The organism is Nocardia asteroides (assembly GCA_019930625.1).
GTDB lineage: Bacteria > Actinomycetota > Actinomycetes > Mycobacteriales > Mycobacteriaceae > Nocardia > Nocardia sputi.
Map to the genome: position 1 here is coordinate 3,218,411 of CP082844.1, position 20,918 is coordinate 3,239,328.

Below are 20,918 nucleotides of genomic sequence, written 5' to 3' on the forward strand. Positions count from 1 at the left end.
TATCCATGTATCTCGCCGAACCGTCGGGATGCAACAGTCGCGGCGCAACCTCGATGGTTGTCGGTAGCAGCCAGTACTGTGGCGCGCATGCGCATTGGAGCACATGTCCGGCTCGACAGCGACCCGATCGGTTTCGGGGAGAAGCTCGGCGCCGACGTCATCCAGATGTTCGTGGTCGATCCGCAGAGCTGGGACAAACCCACCTCGCATCCGCGGACCGAGGAGATCCTCGCGAGCCCGATCGAGGTCGTGGTGCATTCCTCCTATCAGATCAACGTCGCTAGCCTGAACAACCGGCTGCGCATGCCCTCTCGCAACGCGGTCGCGCAGCAGGCGAAGGCAGCCGCCGAACTCGGCGCCTTCGGCCTGGTGGTGCATGGAGGGCACGTGCGTTCCGACGCCGAACTGGACACCGGAATCGACAACTGGCGCAAGTTGTTCGAGCGGCAGCAGGACAAGGGCGGTTTCGCGGTGCCGATCCTGATCGAGAACACCGCGGGCGGCAATCACGCCATGGCCAGGCATTTCGACTCCATCGCCCGGCTGTGGGACGCGGTCGGCGACTACGGCGCCGGTTTCTGCCTGGACACCTGCCACGCCTGGGCGGGTGGTGAGGAACTGGTCGGCGTCGTCGACCGGATCAAGGCGATCACCGGACGGATCGACCTGGTGCACCTGAACTCCTCCCGCGACGAGTTCGACTCCGGCGCCGACCGGCACGCCAACTTCGCCGATGGCACCATCGACCCGCAACTGCTCGCCGAGGTGTGCCGGACGGCGGGCGCCCCCGTGGTCCTGGAAACCCCGGCCGACGGACTCGCGGAGGATCTGGCGTATCTGCGCGAGTGCTGTGTTTGATGTGCAGCGCCTGCGGCGCTGCGTGTTCGCGGCCCCGGGAAGTCTCGCGTCCCAGCGACCGAGACTCGCGCCTGCGGCGCATGCGCTTCGGTCGCTGGGACGCGAGACGGGCCGCGAACAGCGCTCGTAAGACTCGCACCCGACGGGGCTGGGTCTGCTTCGGTTGTATCGAGTCTGTGGGCCGGTGCGGCGGGGAGCGGTCTTGCGGTGCTGTGCGCGGTGTCGCGGGTGGGATGAACGGTGCTGGTACGGCTTGTACTGGACGGGGCTGGGTCTGCTTCGGTCGTCTCGAATCTATGGATCGGTGCGGCGAAGACCGATCTCCCGGCGCTGTGTCCGATGTGCGGTGGGTGAACGGTGCTCACGGGACTCGCGCTGGACGGGTCCGGGCTGCTCCGCTCGTCCCGTGTTGTGATCAGTGCGACGAAAACCCTGGTCGGCGGGGTGGTTTCGGTGATGTGCTCCAACGAGCAGTAACCGATCTCGACAGCGAAGGTGATCTTATGACGGTCGCACCCGCCACCCCATCCACAGCCTCGGTGACCAGGCTCGGCGCCCGTATCGGCGCGCGAATCGACAACGTCCGGCTCGGCGGCGATCTGGACCCGGTCACGGTCGAGGTGATCCATCGCGCGCTGCTGGAGCACAAGGTCATCTTCTTCCGCGGGCAGGATCACCTCACCGAGGACGGGCAATACGAGTTCGCCCAACTGCTCGGCTCACCCACCACCCCGCACCCGACGGTCACCTCGCACGGTGTGAAGAGCCTGGCGATCGATTCCGAGCACGGCCGCGCCAACAGCTGGCACACCGACGTCACCTTCGTCGACCGCATTCCGAAGGCGTCCGTCCTGCGCGCGGTTCAGCTGCCGCCCTATGGCGGCGCCACCACCTGGGCTTCCACCGTCGCGGCCTACGAGTCGCTACCGGAGCCGCTCGAGCGCCTCGCCGAGTCTCTGCGAGCCGTACACACCAACGTGTACGACTACGCCGCGCGCACCGGGGAGCAGCCGCAGCCCAACGCCGCCGCCTACCGCGCGGAGTTCGAGTCGACCTACTACGAAACCGAGCACCCTGTGGTGCGCGTGCACCCCGAGACCGGCGAGCGGGCGTTGCTGCTCGGCCACTTCGTCAAGCATTTCGTCGGGCTCTCCAGCGCGGAGTCGCACGCCCTGTTCCGGCTGTTCCAGGACCGGGTGACCCGTCTGGAGAACACCACCCGCTGGAACTGGGCGCCCGGCGACGTCGCCATCTGGGACAACCGCGCCACCCAGCACTACGCCATCGACGACTACGACGACCAGCCGCGCAAGTTGACCCGCATCACCCTGGCCGGCGACGTCCCGGTCGGCGTCGACGGCTCGCCGAGCACCGTTATCGCGGGCGACGCCGAGCACTACTCGATCATCGAGGACACACGGCTGGTCGCGTCCTGAGCGGGGCCCCGCATGGTTGCCGGGCGCGAGCCCGGCTATTGAGGGGCCATGCGGTGTCCTGGATCCAGCCGCGAACACGCAGCGCCGCGGGCGCTGCAAAAACCAGCACAGCATGGTCCACACTTGTTGCCATGAGTATTCGGCCGCTGGACGGGGTGCGCGTCCTGGAACTCGGCAACTACATCGCCGCGCCGACCGCCGGGCGCATCCTCGGCGACTTCGGCGCCGAGGTGATCAAGGTGGAACGCCCGAAAGCCGGGGACGAGCTGCGCAACTGGCGGCTCTACGGCGGTGACACCTCGATGCTCTTCCGGACGATCAACCGCAACAAGAAATCGATCACGCTGGACCTGCGTACCGAGGCGGGACGTGGCATCGTGCTCGACCTGATCCGGCGTTGCGACGTGCTGCTGGAGAACTTCCGGCCCGGGATGCTGGAGAAGTGGGGCCTGGGTCCGGAGGTGCTGAACGAGGCGAACCCGGATCTGGTGATCACGAGGATCTCCGCCTACGGGCAGACCGGCCCGCTGTCGGATCGTCCCGGTTTCGCGGCGGTGGCCGAGGCCGTCGGCGGCCTGCGCGAACTGGTCGGCGACCCGGACCGTCCGCCCGTGCGGACCGGTGTCTCGATCGGGGATTCCATCGCGGGCATCTACGCCGCGTTCGGCACCGTGATGGCCCTGTTCCAGCGCGAACGCCGCGCCGAGGGGGACGCGCCGGTCCCGCTGCCCGAACGGCTGATCGACGTGGCGCTCAACGAGGCGATCCTGTCGGTGATGGAATCGCTGGTGCCGGACTATCTGGCCTACGGGATCCAGCGCGAACGCGTCGGCGGACGGATGGAGGGCATCGCCCCGAGCAACGCCTACCCGTGTTCGGACGGGACCAGCATCATCATCGGCGGCAACGGCGACGCCATCTTCCAGCGCTACATGGCGGTCATCGACCGGCCCGATCTGGCAGCCGACCCCGAACTCCAGGACAACGCGGGTCGCTGGCGCCACCGCGAACGCCTGGACGCGGCCATCGGCGAGTGGACGGTGCGCCATACCCGAGCCGAAGCGTTGAAGCTGCTGGAGGCCGCCGGGATCCCGTGCGGCCCGATCTACACGGCGGCCGACATCGTGGCCGACGAGCAGTATCGAGCGCGCAACATGATCCAGCCGTTCGCTGTGGACGTCGGCGCACCGGAGCCGAAGGTCGTCGGCTTTCCCGGCATCGTCCCGGTGATCGGCGAGCAGTCCCTGCCCATCCGCTCCGTCGGCCCCGACCTGGGGGAGCACACCCGGGAGGTGCTGACCGGGTTGCTCGGCATGAGCGAGGCCGAGATCGATGCGTTGGAGGCGCGATGAGCACGCAGCCGCACGACCGCAGGCGACCGGAGGGCCGTAGTGTCCGGGAACCGCGCACGCCGGGCAGCAGCAGGCCCGCCGTGCAACCCAATCCGACCGGGGCCGGGGAGAAGCCGTGGGGCGGCGTGATGTGCGGCCACCACCGAGCGCGGGAGCAGCGATGACCGCGCCGGTGCTGCGCGACGTCACATTGCGCGACGGCCTGCAGCTGACCGGCAAGATGCTGCCGGTGCAGCGCAAGGTGGACATCGCGCGCCGCCTGCTCGCGCTGGGTGTGCCCGCACTGGAGATCGGCTCGATGGCGCGCCCGGACCTGGTCGCGCCGATGGCGAACACCATGGAACTGGTCGCCGCGCTGACCCCGGAGGAACTGCGCCACTGCTGGGTGTGGGTGGCGACGCCGCGCCACGTCGAGAAGGCAGCCGCGGCGGGGGTGCGCAACTTCCAGTACTGCTTCTCGGTCTCCGACGCGCACAATCGGGCGAACATCGGACGCGACACCGAGGACAGCGTCGCCGCCATGCCGGACGCGGTGCGACTGGCCCGGGAGGTGCACGGGTCCATCCAGCTGTGCTTGGCAACGGCTTTCACCTGCCCCTTCGACGGTCCGGTCGACCCGGAGCGAGTACTGGCCATCGCGTGCGACCCACGCACCGAGGGCGCCGACGACATCGTCCTGGCCGACACCCTCGGACAAGCTCATCCCGGCCAGGTCGCGGCGCTGGTCGCCGCGGTGCGGGACCGGACGCCCCCGCGCCGCGTCGTCTTCCACGGTCACGACACCTGGGGAATGGGCGTGGCCAACACCCTCGCCGCGGTCGCGGCGGGCGCGGACATGGTCGACGGCGCGCTCGGCGGGCTCGGCGGCTGCCCCTTCGCACCGGGAGCGAGCGGCAACACCGCCTCCGAGGACATCCTGTTCGCCACCAGGCCGGAATGGTTCACCCCCGCGACGCTGGCCGCACTGGTGAACATTTCCGAGGAGTTGCTGGCCGAACTCGGCGAACCCAACCGTTCGCGCGCACTCGAAGGCGCCCGCTCGAAAGCCTCGGCCTTCGAGTGGGTCGTGGGTGCGGCCTGATCAACCCAGCTCCGAATCCAACACAGGGTTTTCCCTGATGGCATGTGGACGCGAAGCCGGTAAGACTGGACGGCATGACTTCGCAAGCCTTGGGCGCAGATACCGCGGACATCGCGGCACCGACCGATGTCGCGGCCCACGCTATCGACCTGACCAAGGTCTACGGATCGGGTGACACGCAGGTCAGGGCATTGGACGGAGTGTCGGCCGAGTTCGCCAAGGGCGAGTTCACCGCGATCATGGGCCCGTCCGGGTCGGGCAAGTCGACCCTGATGCATTGCCTGGCCGGGCTCGACAGCGCCAGCTCCGGCACCGTCCGCATCGGCGACACCGACCTGACCACCCTGTCCGACAAGCAGATGACGCGCCTGCGGCGGGACCGGATCGGGTTCGTCTTCCAGGCGTTCAACCTGGTGCCGACGCTCACGGCGCTGGAGAACATCACGTTGCCGCTGGACATCGCCGGGCGCGAGCCCGACCAGGAGTGGCTGGACACGGTGTTGAAGCGGCTCGGGCTGATCGATCGTCTCACCCATCGTCCCAGCGAGCTGTCCGGCGGACAGCAGCAGCGGGTGGCCTGCGCCCGTGCCCTCGCGGGCAAGCCCGAGATCATCTTCGGTGACGAGCCGACCGGCAATCTGGACTCCCGGTCCTCGGAAGAGGTGCTGTCGATCCTGCGGGCCGCGGTGGACGAGTTCGGGCAGACGGTGGTGATCGTCACGCATGAACCGCACGCGGCCGGGTTCGCCGACCGGGTGGTGTTCCTGGCGGACGGGCGCATCGTCGACGAGATGCGTGATCCGACCGCCGACACCGTGCTCGACCGGATGAAATCGTTGGAGCAGGCGTGACCAGGGGTTCGCGGAAGTTTCGGGGGCAGGCGTGATGGCCGGGAGCCCGATGCGCAAAGTCGCGCTGCGCAATCTCGCCGCGCACAAAGTGCGGCTCGCGCTGACCTTGTTGTCGGTGGTGCTCGGCACCGCGTTCATCGCGGGCTCGTTCGTGTTCACCGACACGCTGCAGCGCACCTTCGACGGCATCTTCGCCAACGAGGCCAAAGGCGTCGATGTCCGGGTGAGCCCGAAAGAGCGCCAGGCCCAAGGCATTCCGAACAATGTGGTGGAGGAGCTGGCGAAGTATCCGGGCGTCCGCACCGCCGCCCCCAGCGTGAACGGACCGGTGGTCCTGCTCGATCCGGCGGGCAAGAAATCCGTCCAGACCGGTGGTGCGCCCACCCTCGGCACGTCGTATCTGCCTCCGGAGAAGGCTGTCGCGGAACCGGAGAAGTTCGTGCAGGGCGCGCCGCCCGCCCGGCCGGGCGAGGTCGCGCTGAACACAAGCGGGGCCGAGCGGGCCGGGCTGAAGATCGGCGACCGGACCAAAATCCTCATTCCTTCCCAGCCCGATCCCATCGACGTGACCCTCACCGGGATCTACGAAGGATCGTCCGACGCGGGCGGTTTCATCGGAGTGCTGTTCGAGGACACACAGGCGCGCAAGCTGTTCACCGACGGCCTGCACGTCGCGTACGTCGACCTCGCGGCCACCGGCATCCCCGGTGACGAACTGCGCGACAACCTGGCCACGCAGCTGCCGGGCTACAAGGTGCAGAACGGTGATCAGGTGCGCGCGGACCTGAAGAAGGAAGTCTCCAACGCGCTCAACTTCATCAACTACTTCCTGCTCGCCTTCGGCGCGATCGCGCTGATCGTCGGCACGTTCATCATCTACAACACCTTCACGATGATCGTCGCGCAGCGTTTGCGGGAACTGGCGCTGCTGCGCGCGGTCGGCGCGAGCAGGCAACAGGTCGGCCGGTCGGTGGTGGCCGAGGCATTCGTCATCGGCGCGATCGGCAGTGTGATCGGACTCGCGGGCGGCGTCGGACTGGCGTTCGGGCTGTCGGCGGCGCTGAACGCGTTCGACCTCGGGTTGCCGACCGGATCGATGGCGGTGCGGCCGCGCACCATCGTGGTCGGACTGCTGGTCGGTCTCGCGGTGACCGTGGTGAGCGCCTACGCGCCCGCGCGGCGCGCCTCGCGGATTCCGCCTGTGCAGGCCATGCGCGAGGAGTTCGCGTCCGCCGGGGAGTCGCTGCGCGTGCGCACGATTTCCGGTGTGGTGCTCGGCGTGCTCGGCGTGGGGCTCGTGGTGCTGGGTGCGCAGCGCACCGGCGGGACGGCGGCCGCCACGGTCGGGGTCGGCGCGCTCGGCTTGATCTTCGCGGTGCTGCTCGCCGCGCCCGCGTTGTCGCGGCCGGTGGTCGGTGGACTCGGGGCGCTGGTGCGCCCGTTCGGGCCGATCGGCCGGATGGCCCGCAACAACGCGGCGCGCAATCCCCGCCGCACCGCCGCCACCGCCTTCGCCCTGACGCTCGGGTTGATGCTGGTCTCGGCGATCGGCATGCTCGGCGCCTCGGCGAAAGCCAGCGTCGGCGTGCTCGTGGACAAGGGCGTGCGAGCCGATTACGTGCTGGCGGGTCCACAGCTGCTCGGCGTGCCGTTCGGCGCCGCCGACGCCGCGCGTACCGAGGCGCCCGGCGTGGAGCAAGCGGTGGGTATGCGGGGCGCCCCCTTCAAGATCGGCGACGAGCAGGTGTTCGCCACATCGGCCGACGGTCCGCTGGGCGGCGTGCTGAACTATGAGATCGTGCGCGGCACCGACACGCCCGGCGCCCGCGACGTGCTCGTGTCGGAGGACGAGGCCGGTGAGCGCGGGTGGAAGGTCGGCGACCAGGTGACTCCGACCAGCGTCGACGGCAAGAAGGTCCCGCTCACGGTGACCGGTCTGTACAAGAAGAATCCGCTGCTGGGTCCGATGGTGGTGTCGCAGACGGTCTACGACGAGGTCGTCCCGCTCAACTTCCGGACCAACTTCCTGGTACTGATCAAGGCGCGACCTGGCGCTGACCTCACGCAGATGCGCGGCGACCTGGAGAAGGCGACGGAGCAATTCGTCGTGGTGCAGGTGCAGGACCGCGAGGAGTTCAAGGGCGCGCAGGGCAAGCAGATCAACACTTTGCTGGCCATCCTCTACGGCCTGCTCGCCTTGGCGGTGGTGATCGCGATCCTGGGCATCGTGAACACGCTCGCGCTGTCGGTGGTGGAGCGACGCAGGGAGATCGGCATGCTGCGCGCGGTGGGGATGCAGCGTGCCCAGGTGCGCCGGACGATCTATCTGGAGTCGATGCTGATCGCGGTGTTCGGCGCGATCGTCGGCATGGTGCTCGGGCTGGGGTTGGGCATCGGGTTCCTGCGGACGCTGCGCGACCTCGGGCTCGACCAGATCGCCATCCCGTGGAACCAGCTGGTGCTCGTCCTGGTCAGTTCGGCGGTCGTCGGAGTGCTGGCCGCCCTGTGGCCCGCCGTGCGGGCGGCACGCACGCCGCCGCTCGCGGCGATCGCCGACCTCTGAAACAGGTGCGCCGCGATACAGCCGACCCGATCCCTGTGACAGCTCGGCCGAGTGGGGCTCGCCGTACGCGTTTGCTGTGGTATCACCTTCGCGACGATTGATCAGTTTTGAAGAAGCCTTCGCCGCGGCAGCTTCATAGCATGAGAGACGTCCTCATCGAGACCGGCAGGAAGAACCCATGAAGAACGCGCAGAAGTCCGCCGACGAAGCCATCGCGAAGAACAAGTCCTCTGTCGGATTCACCGACGAGGAACGAGCCGCGATGAAAGAACACGCCCAGGAGTTGAAGACGGCCGCACGCCGCGGCTCGCGCGCGAACAAGGCGGACGGGGAGAAAGACGTGCTCGCGAAGATCGCCGAGATGTCGGAATCGGATCGCGCCATGGCCGAACGGCTCCATGCCGTCGTCAAAGCCAGCGCACCGGACCTTACGCCGAAACTCTGGTACGGCATGCCCGCCTACGCGAAGGACGGCAAGGTCGTCTGCTTCTTCCAAAGTGCCGCGAAGTTCAAGGCGCGGTACGCGACGTTCGGCTTCAACGACATCGCGAACCTCGACGAAGGCACCATGTGGCCGACCGCTTTCGCGATGACCGAGTTGACCGCCGCCGACGAGGCGAAGATCGGTGAGTTGGTGAAGAAGGCGGTGAGGTGAGGCAGGGGCAGTGACCTGGGAACGCGGCATGGGGCAACGCCACTAGTGGTGTGCGGCGTTGGCGTTTGCCCAGGATTGGACGTCGCCGCGATCGAGTGCCACGGCCAACAGGGTGGGGAACTTGTCGGGGGTGCAGGCGAAAGCCGGTATGCCCAGCGCGGCGAGGGCCGCGGCGTTTTCGTGGTCGAAGGCGGGGGCGCCGTCGTCGGACAGGGCGAGCAGCACGACGACCTGCACACCGGACTCCTGCATCGAGCGGACGCGGCGCAGCATCTCGTCGCGGATGCCGCCCTCGTAGAGGTCGGAGATCAGGACGAACAGCGTGTCGGCCGGGCGGGTGACCAGGGACTGACAGTAGGCGAGGGCGCGGTTGATGTCGGTGCCGCCGCCGAGCTGCGTGCCGAACAGCACGTCCACCGGGTCGTCGAGTTTGTCGGTCAGGTCGACGATCTCGGTGTCGAACACCACCAGCGAGGTGCGCAGCGACCGCATCGAGGCCAGCACCGCGCCGAACACCGACGCGTACACCACGCTGGCGGCCATCGAACCCGACTGGTCGATGGCCAGCACCACGTCGCGCCGCACCGCCTGGGCCTTGCGGCCGTAGCCGACCAGGCGTTCCGGTACCACCGTGCGATGCTCGGGCAGGTAGTTGGCGAGATTCTTGCGAATAGTGCGGTCCCAGTCGATATCGCGCGATCTCGGCCGCGTGACGCGCGCGGCGCGGTTCAGCGCACCGGAGACCGCGGCGACGGTTTGCGCCGCGATGCGCTGCTCGATCTCCCGCACCACCTTCTCCACCACCATCCGCGCGGTCGCCTTGGTCGTCTCGGGCATCACCCGGTTCAGGCTCAGCAAGGTGCCGACCAGGTGGACGTCCGGCTCCACCGCTTCGAGCAGTTCCGGCTCCAGCAGCAACTGGGTGAGATCGAGGCGCTCCACGGCATCGCGCTGCATGACCTCGACGACGGTGGCGGGGAAGTAGCCGCGAATATCGCCGAGCCAGCGGGCCACGCGCGGCGCCGAACCTTGCAAACCGCCGGTGCGCTTGCCCGGCGACGTCTCGTCACCGGTGTTGTACAGCGCCGACAGCGCCCGGTCCATGGCCGCGTCCGAGCCGGAGCCCAGCGCGCCGAGCCCGTCCTCCGCGGCCGCGCCGAGCACCAGTCGCCAACGCCGGGACTGTGCTTCGTCGGTCATGCCGTGTCCTCCCCGGAACGAGCGAGAGTTTCGCCCGTGGCCTGATCGCTCTTGCTGTGTTCGATTTCGGTATGAGCGGGGCCCTGCGTGGTCACGCTGCGTTGCCGCCTCCGGGCCTGATCGCTCGTGCTGTGTTTGATTTCGGTATGAGCGGGGCCCTGCGTGGTCACGCTGCGTTGCCGCCTCCGGGCCTGATCGCTCGTGCTGTGTTTGATTTCGGTATGAGCGGGGCCCTGCGTGGTCACGCTGCGTTGCCTCCTCCGGGCTTGACCGCTCACTAGGGCACCATCCTTTCTGCAACCCGAACAGGTAGGGTTGTGACCTCTCGGTCCCGGTGGGTGCATGGCCTAGATCGCGTGCCATTCGATGGCCAGTATGAGTTCCGCCAGCCCTGCCGGGCCGAGGGCCGCAGACCGGCGTCAGGAACATGCCCCGTGTGTGAGGGCCGATTAATGAGCTTCCGGCAGCGGCCCTCGAGACCGGCGAGGTGCGGATTCGACCTCGAAGGAGACAGCCGTTGTTCGTCGGCTGGGACTGGGGAAACGCTGCCCACGACGTGACCGTGATCAACGACGCCGGGGGCCGGGTCGACCGGCTGAGGATCCCTCATACCGAGGACGGCATCACCCGGGCGCTGGCCGAACTGGCTCGTCACGGCGACCGTACCGATCTGCCGGTGGCGATCGAGACCACCCGCGGCTTGGTCGTGGACCGCCTGCTCGCCGCCGGTCACCCGGTGATCGCGATACACCCCAACGCATTCCATGCCGCCCGGCCACGCTGGGGCGCAGCGCGGGCGAAGAACGATCCCGGCGACGCGTTCAAGCTGGCGGACTTCGCGCGCACCGACATCCACCGCCTGCCGCGGCTGGTGCCGACACTGCCGGAAACTCTCGAGCTGCAGGCACTGACCCGCCAGCGCGGCGACCAGCTGGGTCTGCGTATCGCGGCTGCCAACCAGCTCGCCGCCCTGCTCGATGCGCACTGGCCCGGGGGCAAAACCGTTTTCGCGCAACTGCATTCGCCGATCGCGCTGGAGTTCCTCGACCGCTACCCGACCCCGCAGAGCGCCGCCGGGCTCACCCCGGCCCGCCTCGAGCAGTTCTGCAAACGCCGAGGCTACAGTGGCCGCCGCAGCGGAAGCGAGCTGCTGGCCCGACTGCGTGAGGCGCCGGTGGCCGCCACCCGCCTCGGGCAGGCCGTGGTGGCGCAGTTGGTCCGCGCCCAGGTCGCGGTCGTGCGGGCACTGCAGGCCGGCATCGACACCCTCGAAACGATCATCACCGAGGCCGTCACCGCACACCCCTACGCCCGGTTGCTCGGCGATCTGCCACGCGTGGGCACCCTGAACCTGGCCCAGATCATCGGTGAGGTCGGCCCGATCCTCGAGCGCACCACCAGCTTCGATCAACTGGCCGCGGAGACCGGTGTCGCCCCGGTCACCCGCGCCTCTGGCAAGACCCATACCGTCGCGTTCCGGCACGCCACCAACCGACACGCCCGCCAAGCCCTGCACGTCTGGTTCGACAACAGCCGCCGCGCCCACGCCTGGGCCGCGCAGCGCTACGCCGCGGCCCGTGCACGCGGGCAACGCCACCCACACGCCCCGCGCACCCTCGGCCGCGCTTGGCTGCGCGTCATCTGGGCCTGCTGGCGCACCAAAACCGCCTACAACCCCACCCGCCACCAACCGGAAAAACAACCGACCGCCGCATAGGGGTTGACTCAGGAAACTCATACCGTGACCCCCAGGATCTCGGCCGCGGTGCGCACGGCGGTCGTCGCTCGGTCCGCGTCGATGCCCGCGATCGCTGATGTGGCGGAGACGGACCCGCCGTCGCGGACCGCCTGCCCGATCGCGCGGCGCTCACCCGATTCGAACGCGCCGAAGGTCCGGCGCAGCAGCGGCAGCGTCTCGATGAACGTGTCGTCGCCGAGCCCGCGCAACCAATCGTCGATGAGCCGCAACAACTCTCGATCGTGGACCAGCAGCAGGCCGCGGCCGCCGAGGAACCCGTCGATCCACGCCGCCTTGGCCGCGGCGGTGGCGCCCACCGACAGGGCCGCGGACAGTCTGCGCGCGGATTCGGTGTCGTCGATGCGGCCCGCGTCGGCGAGCAGGCGGACAGCTCGCCCCACCAGCGCGCCGTGCACGTCGTCGCGGTCGGCGACGCGGCGCAGGGCGGCCAGCCACTCGCCGGTCGCCCAGCCGTCGTCCCTGGTGTGGATGGCGGTGTGCGCCGCGTCCAGCAGACCGCGCAGCTCGGTGGCGGCGTCGGTGTCCAAGCCGGTGACCGCCGCGGGCAGGCCCGCGCAGATGCGCACCAGCAAGCCGTCGGCGACGTGGGCCAGCGCTTTGGTGTCGGTGCCGCGCACGTCGCCGTAGCGCAGCGTCCGGATCAGGCCGGGCAGCGCGGCGAGCAGGTGGGTGACGTCGTGGTCGAGGGCGGCGGTGGATTCCAGCCGGGCGATCAATCCATCGGTGGCGCCACCGAGATCGGCGAGCAGGGCGACCTCCAGCGCGGCGGTCAATTCGCCGACGGTGCGGTCGGTGCGGTTGGCGGTGTCGAGGATCTTCGCCTCCGCCGCGGTGCGGATGGTGGTGCCCCAGCGCGAGGCCTCGATGATCGAGATGGCGTACTCGGGATGCCACCGCAGCGTCCACGTTTCCCGGAAGGTGCCGGTGCTGCGGACGTCGCTGGTGGTGAGCGTGCCCCAGTCGACCCCGAGCACCCGCAGCCGGTGCAGCAGGCGCGAGCGCTCGACCTCGCGCTCCTTGCGCAGATCCAGGTCGACGGTGCGGGCCGAGGGCTCCTGCTTCATCCGCAGCGATCGGATGGTGGCGCGCAGGTCGGCGTCCAGCGGCACGGTCGGCGTCTGCTCCGGAACGGCGCCGAGCGCCTCACCGACGACGAGTTCGCCGATCACCAATTGCAGCATCGTCTCGTCTCCGCCGCACAGGACCGACCGCGTGGCCTCGGTGACCTCCGACAAACCGGCGAGCGGTCGGCCGCGCAGCGCGGCGAGTGCGTCGGCGAGCCGAACGGCTTCGATGACGTGCGCGCTGGAAACGGGTAGGTCGTGGGCGCGCAGCACACCGGCCACCTTGGTCAGCCAGCGCGCGATCGGTCGCTCGGTCGCGGTGAACAGATGGTGATACCAACCGGGTGAGGTGACGCCCGCGCCGTAGCCGGAGGACGTGGACAGCCGCGAATGCGTCCACGGAACCCAGGTGAGCCGGGCCTTGGTCTTCGGCAGCCCCTTGAGCAACCGGGCGTCCGGAGCGGCAGGCCCGAGCGCGCCGGTGAGCGCGGGTGCATGCCAAGCACCACACACCACCGCGAGCCGTGTCGCTCCGTCCTTCAGCGCTTTGCGCATGGTCTGACGCATATAGGCTTCGCGCCGCAGGGTGTGGGCATCGATCACGAGTGGCTCGGGTGGTGATTCGCGCACGGGAGTTTCATCGACCGCCTCCGCGACCGAATCGACCTCCGGCGCCGGGTCGTCCGCAGATGGGTCGATGGCCGGCGTCGTGTGGCCTCGCCGCGCGGTGTGCTCGGCTGATTCCCGCAGCGCGCCCATCGCCTCGGTGATCGGGTCGAACGCGTCGGCGTCGGGCACGGATTCGACGACGGCGTCCCACCAGCGTTCGGCGTCGTCGTATCCGCCCGCCTCGGCCAGCGCGGCGAGAGGATCGAATCGGTCGCCGGGTTCGTCCTCCGTCGCCAGCGCGATCGTGGCGGGCAGATCGCAGAACCGCACGGGCACGTCGTTGTCCACGGCGTAGCGCAGCGCCTGCCATTCGGGGGAGAACACCGCGTAGGGCCAGAACGCGGCCTTGGCGGGCGCGTCGGGAACGTACGCCAGCAGCGCGACCGGCGGAGTCATCCCCTCGGCCGCGACGAGACCCACCAGCGGGTCGGCGTCCGCGGGCCCCTCGATGAGGATCATGTCGGGCCGGAACGCCGCCAGGGCCAGCCACAGCGAGCGCGCCGAACCGGGACCATGGTGGCGGATGCCGAAAACCTTGGTCGTGGGCGTCGTTCCGGCGCCGGAGGTCACCCGGTGACCTCGCGGCAGGCGCGGTAGAAATCCGCCCAGTCGGGCCGCTCGCGGACCACGGCCTCCAGGTACTCCGTCCACACCACCGCATCGGCCACCGGATCCTTGATCACCGAGCCGAGCACCGCGCCGGCGATGTCGGATGCGCGCAGCACGCCGTCTCCGAAGTGTGCCGAGAGCGCGATTCCGTTGGTGATCACCGAGATCGCCTCGGCGGTGGACAGCGTTCCGGACGGCGACTTGAGCTTGGTGCGGCCGTCGGCGGTGCTACCGGAGCGCAGCTCGCGGAAGACCCGCACCACCCGCCGCACCTCCTCGGCCGCCGCGGGCACGGTGGGCAGTTCCAGTGCGGAGCCGAGCTGCTCGACCCGCCTGGTGACGATGGCGACCTCCTCGTCCTCGCTGGCGGGCAGCGGCAGCACGACCGTGTTGAACCGGCGGCGCAAGGCGGAGGACAGCTCGTTCACGCCGCGGTCGCGGTCGTTGGCGGTGGCGATGACGTTGAAGCCCTTGGCCGCTTGCACCTCGGTGCCCAGTTCGGGTACCGGCAACGTCTTCTCGGACAGGATGGTGATCAGCGCGTCCTGCACGTCGGAGGGGATGCGGGTGAGCTCTTCGATCCGGGCGATGGAGCCGGCTCGCATGGCGGTGAGCACCGGTGACGGCACCAGCGCCGCGTCGCTCGGTCCTTCCGCGAGCAACCGCGCGTAGTTCCAGCCATAGCGGATCGCCTCCTCGGCCGTGCCCGAGGTGCCCTGCACCAGAAGGGTCGACGCACCGCTGATGGCGGCGGAAAGATGTTCCGACACCCAGGTTTTCGCGGTGCCGGGCACACCGAGCAGCAGCAGCGCCCGGTCGGTGGCAAGCGTCGCGACCGCCACTTCCACGAGCCTGCGCGGGCCGACGTACTTCGGGGTGATCACGGTGCCGTCCGGGAGGGCGCCGCCGAGCAGGTAGGTGACCACCGCCCAGGGCGACAACCGCCAGGACGGCGGGCGGGGCCGGTCGTCGGCGGCGGCGAGGGCGCGCAACTCGTCGGCGTATGCCTGTTCGGCGTGCGGGCGCAGCAGAGCCGGTGTCGGGTCGGTGGTGGTCACTGCAACTCCTCGAGCATCATCGAGCGGTGGTTGAGGTCGTGGGCGAGCTGGTCGAAGGCACGCTCCCAGGCGGGATCGTCGCATCGGCGGGCCACCGCGGACAGCGTGCCCGCGGCGGTGACGGGGAGGTGGACGGCCGCCGCGGCCAGCAGTGACCGGTGCGCGTTCGGCGACGCGCCGTGCGCCTCCGGGCGCCGCGCCGCGGCCCGCGCCCGCTCGACCAGCAGCCCGACCACGTGCTTGGCCAGCGCTTCCGGCCACGGATGTCCCATCGCGGGCAGCAGGGCCTCGATCTCCGAGAGCCACGAGCCGTCCAGCCGCACCAGGTGCGCGGTCCGATCCGGCAGCGGTAGCAGCGCGAACAGCTCGCGCCTGCGCAACATCGCCAAGTCGGTGGGCACACCCGCTTCGAAAAGCGCTCGCGCCCAGGCCGAATCACGTTGAGCCAGAGCGGCGTCCACCCAACCGTCGAAGACCGGCTGCCGGAACCGGTCCTCGATCGTGGCGCGCACCGCCTGCTGCGGTGTGCCGAGCACACCGGCCCAATGGGTCAGCGGCGTCGCGGCGACCACTTGCCGGAGCCGGGCGGCGTGCACGTCGGGCGCGCCGTTCCAGCGGTAGGCGAATTCGACGGTGCGGTCGGTGATCCCGTCGCGCTGTGCGGCAGCGTCGAGCGTATCCGGAAGTGTGAGAACCACGTTCGTGTGCAGCATCCGTTGCTCGGCGCGGATCCACGCGCGGGCCCGGTCGCGCATCCGCCGCGTGAACGCCGATTCCGGCAGCAGCGCGAGCAGTCCTGCGGCGGTGCGGCGCACGTCCGCGCGCCGGTCGTCCAGCGCCGTCTCCAGCAGGGGCTCGTCTTCGGGGCCGAGGCCCTCGGCGAGCAGGGCCAGCAGTTCTGCCTTCAGCGGCCCGGATTCCTTCGGCCATGCCGCGGTGAGCGCCGCCCTGGCCGCATCGGCGTCGCTGCGCCGGAGTTCGGCGAGCCAGTCGCGCCGCTCGGTCGGTCGGCCGAACAACCAGGTGTCCGTGGAGCGTTCGGATGGGCCGGACGGCTGCCGTACCAGGTCGTGCCAATCCGGATGCCGGGCCGCCAGCCAGCTGCCCCGGGCGCCCGCCAGGCGCAACAGCGGCTCACGCAAGGCGGCATTGATCTTCGCGTGCTCGAGCAGTTGCTCGCAGAGCGCATCCGGCGCCCGGTAGTCGTGCGGCTGCGCCGCGTCGATCCATTCGGGCAGGAAGGCCGAGCGCTCCCGCAGCATGCGCGCCAGGCGTGCCGCCGCGGGGCGCGGCAGCGACAGGCGGGGATCGTCCGCTGCGGGCTCGGGCGCCTCGGCGGTGGCGGGTACGACACCGCCGCGCGTGAAAAGGTCTTGTAGCGCGGCCGATTCGAGCAGCCGCGTCGCTGGTTCGCTCGGCAGCCGGTCGGCGGCACGCGCGATGGGGGGCGCCAGCACGGCGAGATCCGGCGCGCGGCGGGCGGTGCCCAGCAGTGCGACCGACGTGAGGTCCGCGCCGGCTACCGCCCCGGTGGACGGACGAGGCGCGTCCCGGGCGAAGGTTTCCGTGCGCACCAGATCGATCACCTCGCCCGCGGTGAACACCGAGATCGGCGTCAGCCCGTCGGCGCTCCACTCGCCGACCACCGTCACCGGATGACCACCGGAAACGGCCAGCAGCGTCCACGGTTGCTCACCCGGCCGGATCGGCAGCGCCGTGCCGTCGGATTCGGTGACATACCAGCCTTGTTCGGTGCGGGAGGCCACCACGTCGACCAGCAGCATCGGCCACGAACGCAACCACGGATCGGCGCCGAGCGCGCAGGCGTGCGCAGCCAGCGCCGCGGTGATAGTGGCGGGCCTGCCTGCGTCCTCGGGTAGCGTGGTGAAGGGTTCGGAGGCGCTGTGCTGTTCGCCCCAGAGCGCGCGCAGCGGCGCCGCGCCCGGATAGAAATGCAACTGTGCGTCGGCCAGTCGCCCGAGCGCGGGAACGTCGGCGGGGAAGCCGGGGGAACCGAAGGAATGGTCGACCACCAGCGCCCAGCGCCCGGTTTCCCGTCCGTACAGCCAGGTTCGCCGGGTGTAGAGGCGCTCCTCCTCGGTGATCTGCGAACCGAACACCATCCAGCGATCCCGGACCGGAGGTTCGGCGCGCACCGTCTCGGCCGGGGTGGGGTAGCCGACATGGGTCCGGATGCTGGCGCCCAGCGCGTGCGGCACCGCGTCGAGCTGCCGGTGCGCGGCGACCAGCAGGTGCATCCGCGCGTACTCGCGCAGCACCACGTCGGGCCAGTCGGTCCGCGTGGCCACGGCGGCCGGGAGCCGGCGCAGGGTAGCGGCGATGCCGGGGGCCTGCGCGTCGACCATGCGCGCGGCCACGGCCTCGAACGCGCGATACGAGCGATCGGCCTGCGCGAGCCCGGTGCGTACCTGGTCGCGCAGCCAGACGTCGAGTTCTTCCAGCCCCGCGGTCACCCGCAGCCGCCGCTGCTCGGCGGTGGCCGGGTTCGCGGTGCGGGCCCGGTCCGTGCTCGCGGCGGCGCGGGCCGCACGGCCGCCGATCCACGAGGCCGCGTAGTCCGCGGTCTCCGCGACGGCGGCGACCTCGCCCGCCGCCCAGCGCAGCAGCAGTGACAGTGCGTGTTTGCAGGGGAATTTGCGGCTCGGGCAGGAGCACCGGTACGCCGGACCGGACAGGTCGACGATCGTCTGGTACGGCGTGGCGCCGCTGCCCTGGCACCGCCCCCACAATGCCGTGCCGTGGTGCCCGCACTCATGCCAGCGGCCCATCAGCTTGCGCGCCGCGGACAGCGAATTCGCGTCCGGCGCCAACGCCGTGACCTGGTCTTCGGTCCACGGCGTCGTCATCGGGCGGCTCCAGCTCGGTGCTGCCTCATCGCCTTCCTTCGTTCCTCGGTTGAGGACGATTTCTACCCCAGCGCACCGACAGGTGCCGCCACCGGTGCCACCCCGCATACGGAACCGCTTGTCCCGGTGCCGTATTCGCCATCCGGCAAATGTTGCGCCGCTCGGGGTGCTCTGGCATTCTGTCCTGTTCGGCTCGACCGAGCCACCCGAAACGGGTGTTGACACCATCGAGCTGCCCGCCGGGGTTGGCACGAGGGGTGGACATCGAGACGCGGCGCAGGCTTTTCGATGACCATATCCATCCCCGCGGGCAGATTCGCATGGGAGCGGTGGGCGATTCCGGCGCCATCGGGTAGCGTTTCGCACAGCTTCGACAAGGCGCCGCGCACGGGGTCGGAGGACGTGTGGCGGCTCGATGGTGGAGGGGATTTTTCGCATGCGCCTGGATCCCGACGCTGTCCAGGCCGCCGGTTCCACGGACGCCGCGCCCCGGCTCTCGGAGGTGGTGACGAGGCGCCTCGCCGAGGACCCAGCGGTAACGCCCTCGGTCACGCGGACCGTGTTGCGCGCTCTCGGCGCCGCCGAATCGGACGACGCCGCAACGGCATTCGATCACTCCGGGATCTTCCTGAGCGTCATCCGGGTGCGCGGTTTCCGAGGCATCGGCCCGGAGACGACGCTCCAGCTGCCGCCCGGCCCCGGTCTCACGCTCGTGGTCGGGCGGAACGGTAGCGGTAAATCCAGTTTCGCCGAAGCCGCCGAAATGGCCCTGACCGGCGGGAACCGCCGGTGGGACGGTCGATCGGCGGCGTGGCGGGAAGGCTGGCGCAACCTGCACGACGGCACGGCCGCCCGTATCGAGTTGGAGTTGCTCACCGCGGGTGACGCCCCCCGGCTCACCATCACCAAGGAGTGGGCGGCTGAGGCGGACCTGCCCGACGCGCACTGGACCCAGCGGTATCCGCCCGCGCCGCCGACGGAGTTCGACATGGACCGGTGGGCGGCCCAGCTCGAGCTCTACCGTCCCTTCCTGTCCTACAGCGAACTCGGCGCGCTGGTGGACGGCAAGCCCAGCGACCTGTTCGACGCGCTGCACCAGCTGCTGGGGCTCGACGAACTCACCCTGGCGCAGGAGCGGATCCGCATGCGCCGCCTGGAGCTGGAACGCGCTGTGCGGGATTCGCGTCAGGAGCGGCTGGAACTACTGGACCTGCTCGCGTCGGTGGCCGACGACCGCGCGGTCCGGGTCGCCGGGTTGCTGCGGCCCGCTCAGCCGGATCTCGCCGCCGTTGGCCGTGAAGTGCTGGGCGTGGTGGACGACCCGGCGGGACCGGACGGCTTGCGCGCGATCGTGCGGCTCGCGCTGCCCGATGACACCGAAGTGGAAGCCGTGGCCGGCCGCCTCGAATCGTGGGGCGCGGCCCTCGCGGAGGGCGCTACCGCCGACGCCGAAGCCGATCTGCGCGTGCTCGAGCTACTGCGCAAGGCGCGCGAGCATCAGGCGGCGAGCGGGAGTTGCCCGTGTCCGGTGTGCGGCCGCGGCGCCTTGGACGAGGACTGGTTGCGCGAGACCGACGCCGCCATCGAGCGGCTGTCCGCCCGGGTGAACGCGCTCACCACCGCCCGCAGGGAGTTCGGCAACGCCGTGCGGGCCGCGCGGGCGCTTCCCGACCTCGTCCCCGCCGAACTGGATTTCGATCCGCGCAACCCCCCGTCGGTCGACACCACGGCGGTGCGCGAGGCATGGGCCGACTGGGCGGCGCTGACCACCACCGAATACACCCCGGACCTGCCCGACCGGCTGCGCAGCGCGCACGCGCGACTGGTCGACGAACTGGACCTGTTGCAGAAGGGCACCCGCAAGGAGCTCGACCGCTTGGACGAGGTGTGGACGCCCCTGGTGCCGCGCATCGTGGCCTGGCTGGACGGCGCGCGCGAGGTGGCCGCGCACGCGGCGGAACTGCGGACGGTGAAGAAGGCCGAGGACTGGTTGAAGTCGGCCACCGCGGGCCTGCGCGGCGAGCGGATGACGCCGCTGGAGACGACGGCTCGCTGGGTGTGGCGCACGCTGCGGCAGCAGAGCAACGTCGAGCTCGGCGCGATCCGTTTGCAGGGCAACGCCGGCACCGCGCGCCGCGTGCTGCTCGACGTGACCGTCGACGAGGTCGACGGGGCCGCACTGGGCGTGATGAGCCAAGGGGAGTTGCACGCGCTCGGTCTCTCGCTGTTCCTGCCGCGAGCCACGGTGGAGGACAGTCCCTTCCGGTTCGTCATGATCGATGACCCGGTACAGGCGATGGACCCGGCCAAAGTGGACGGCCTGGCCCAAGTGCTCGCCACGGTCGCCTGGACCCGTCAGGTGGTGGTCTTCACCCATGACGAGCGCCTCGCCGAAGCGGTGCGGCGGATGCAGCTCGACGCGACCGTGCTCGAGGTCCAGCGCCGCGACCGCTCGGTGGTCGAGGTGCGAGTGTCCAGCGACCCGATCCGCCGCTACCTCGACGACGCCCGCGCTCTGGTGCGCACCCCGCAGTTGCCCGCGGCGATCGCCGATGAACTGGTGGCCACCTGCTGCCGTTCCGCAGTGGAGGCGGCCAGTCTCGCCAGAGCGCGCCGTACCCTGCTCGCCGCGGGCATGAACCACCGCGAGGTGGAACGCCACATCGATGCCGCGCACTCCACCAGGGCGAAGGTGGCGCTGGCGGTGTTCGGCGTCGGCAGCAAGGTCGACGACCTGAACAAGAACCTCATCGCGTTGGAAGGACGGTGGGTGGTGGACGCACTGCGCGACGCGACGGCGGGCGCGCACGTGCCGATCGGGCGCGACATGCGCGAGCTGATCGGTGAGACCGAGAGATTCGTCGCGTGGCTGGCCCGGTGAAGCGCCGATGAGCGG

General features: G+C 70.1%; 14 protein-coding genes. 10 read left to right on the forward strand and 4 right to left on the reverse strand.

Annotation, left to right across the window (positions count from 1 at the left end; translation table 11 throughout):
• The first annotated feature begins 87 nt into the window (after window positions 1-87).
• The 8 genes from K8O92_14635 to K8O92_14670 all read left to right on the forward strand — a co-directional run bounded on the left by K8O92_14635 (window position 88) and on the right by K8O92_14670 (window position 8,796).
• Window positions 88-858, forward strand: a complete 771-nt coding sequence (locus K8O92_14635) for a deoxyribonuclease IV (protein UAK34950.1) — start codon at window positions 88-90, stop codon at window positions 856-858.
• A 503-nt stretch (window positions 859-1,361) separates the two neighbouring features.
• Window positions 1,362-2,294 (forward strand): TauD/TfdA family dioxygenase, encoded by a 933-nt coding sequence (locus K8O92_14640; GenBank protein UAK34951.1) that lies wholly within the window; start codon window positions 1,362-1,364, stop codon window positions 2,292-2,294.
• Window positions 2,295-2,425: 131 nt separating this feature from the next.
• A complete protein-coding gene (locus K8O92_14645) occupies window positions 2,426-3,646 on the forward strand; it encodes a CoA transferase (GenBank protein ID UAK34952.1) in 1,221 nt (406 codons plus the stop codon).
• Window positions 3,643-3,810: a hypothetical protein gene (locus tag K8O92_14650; GenBank protein UAK34953.1), complete on the forward strand. Its 168-nt coding sequence runs from the start codon at window positions 3,643-3,645 to the stop codon at window positions 3,808-3,810. Before K8O92_14645 ends, K8O92_14650 begins: the two co-directional genes overlap by 4 nt.
• Entirely contained in the window at window positions 3,807-4,727 is a 921-nt protein-coding gene (locus K8O92_14655) for a hydroxymethylglutaryl-CoA lyase (protein UAK34954.1), read from the forward strand. The genes K8O92_14650 and K8O92_14655 overlap by 4 nt, the downstream gene beginning before the upstream one ends.
• Window positions 4,728-4,801: 74 nt before the next feature.
• Window positions 4,802-5,578 carry an ABC transporter ATP-binding protein gene (locus tag K8O92_14660; GenBank protein ID UAK34955.1) on the forward strand — a complete coding sequence of 259 codons (777 nt, stop codon included), beginning with the start codon at window positions 4,802-4,804 and terminating at the stop codon, window positions 5,576-5,578.
• A gap of 34 nt (window positions 5,579-5,612) precedes the next feature.
• Window positions 5,613-8,141, forward strand: a complete 2,529-nt coding sequence (locus K8O92_14665) for an FtsX-like permease family protein (protein ID UAK34956.1) — start codon at window positions 5,613-5,615, stop codon at window positions 8,139-8,141.
• Window positions 8,142-8,319: 178 nt separating this feature from the next.
• Window positions 8,320-8,796 (forward strand): DUF1801 domain-containing protein, encoded by a 477-nt coding sequence (locus K8O92_14670; protein ID UAK34957.1) that lies wholly within the window; start codon window positions 8,320-8,322, stop codon window positions 8,794-8,796.
• 42 nt (window positions 8,797-8,838) lie between these two features.
• Here K8O92_14670 and K8O92_14675 read toward each other — a convergent pair whose 3' ends face one another.
• Complete coding sequence (locus K8O92_14675; GenBank protein UAK34958.1) at window positions 8,839-9,996, reverse strand: VWA domain-containing protein; 1,158 nt, start codon at window positions 9,994-9,996, stop codon at window positions 8,839-8,841.
• A gap of 517 nt (window positions 9,997-10,513) precedes the next feature.
• On the opposite strand from K8O92_14675, the gene K8O92_14680 reads away from it, so the two are divergent.
• The gene (locus tag K8O92_14680) at window positions 10,514-11,713 is read left to right on the forward strand and encodes an IS110 family transposase (protein ID UAK34959.1); all 1,200 of its coding nucleotides are present in this window, start codon (window positions 10,514-10,516) and stop codon (window positions 11,711-11,713) included.
• Between the two features lie 17 nt (window positions 11,714-11,730).
• Here K8O92_14680 and K8O92_14685 read toward each other — a convergent pair whose 3' ends face one another.
• From K8O92_14685 to K8O92_14695, 3 genes are read right to left on the reverse strand one after another with little or no spacing between them, the layout of a single operon-like run.
• Window positions 11,731-14,058: a DUF5682 family protein gene (locus tag K8O92_14685; GenBank protein ID UAK34960.1), complete on the reverse strand. Its 2,328-nt coding sequence runs from the start codon at window positions 14,056-14,058 to the stop codon at window positions 11,731-11,733.
• Window positions 14,055-15,155, reverse strand: coding sequence for an AAA family ATPase (locus K8O92_14690; GenBank protein UAK34961.1), 1,101 nt, complete (start codon window positions 15,153-15,155; stop codon window positions 14,055-14,057). Before K8O92_14690 ends, K8O92_14685 begins: the two co-directional genes overlap by 4 nt.
• Window positions 15,152-18,022 (reverse strand): SWIM zinc finger family protein, encoded by a 2,871-nt coding sequence (locus tag K8O92_14695; GenBank protein UAK34962.1) that lies wholly within the window; start codon window positions 18,020-18,022, stop codon window positions 15,152-15,154. The genes K8O92_14690 and K8O92_14695 overlap by 4 nt, the downstream gene beginning before the upstream one ends.
• A 436-nt stretch (window positions 18,023-18,458) precedes the next feature.
• On the opposite strand from K8O92_14695, the gene K8O92_14700 reads away from it, so the two are divergent.
• Window positions 18,459-20,903 carry an AAA family ATPase gene (locus K8O92_14700; protein ID UAK34963.1) on the forward strand — a complete coding sequence of 815 codons (2,445 nt, stop codon included), beginning with the start codon at window positions 18,459-18,461 and terminating at the stop codon, window positions 20,901-20,903.
• The last annotated feature ends 15 nt before the right edge of the window (window positions 20,904-20,918 follow it).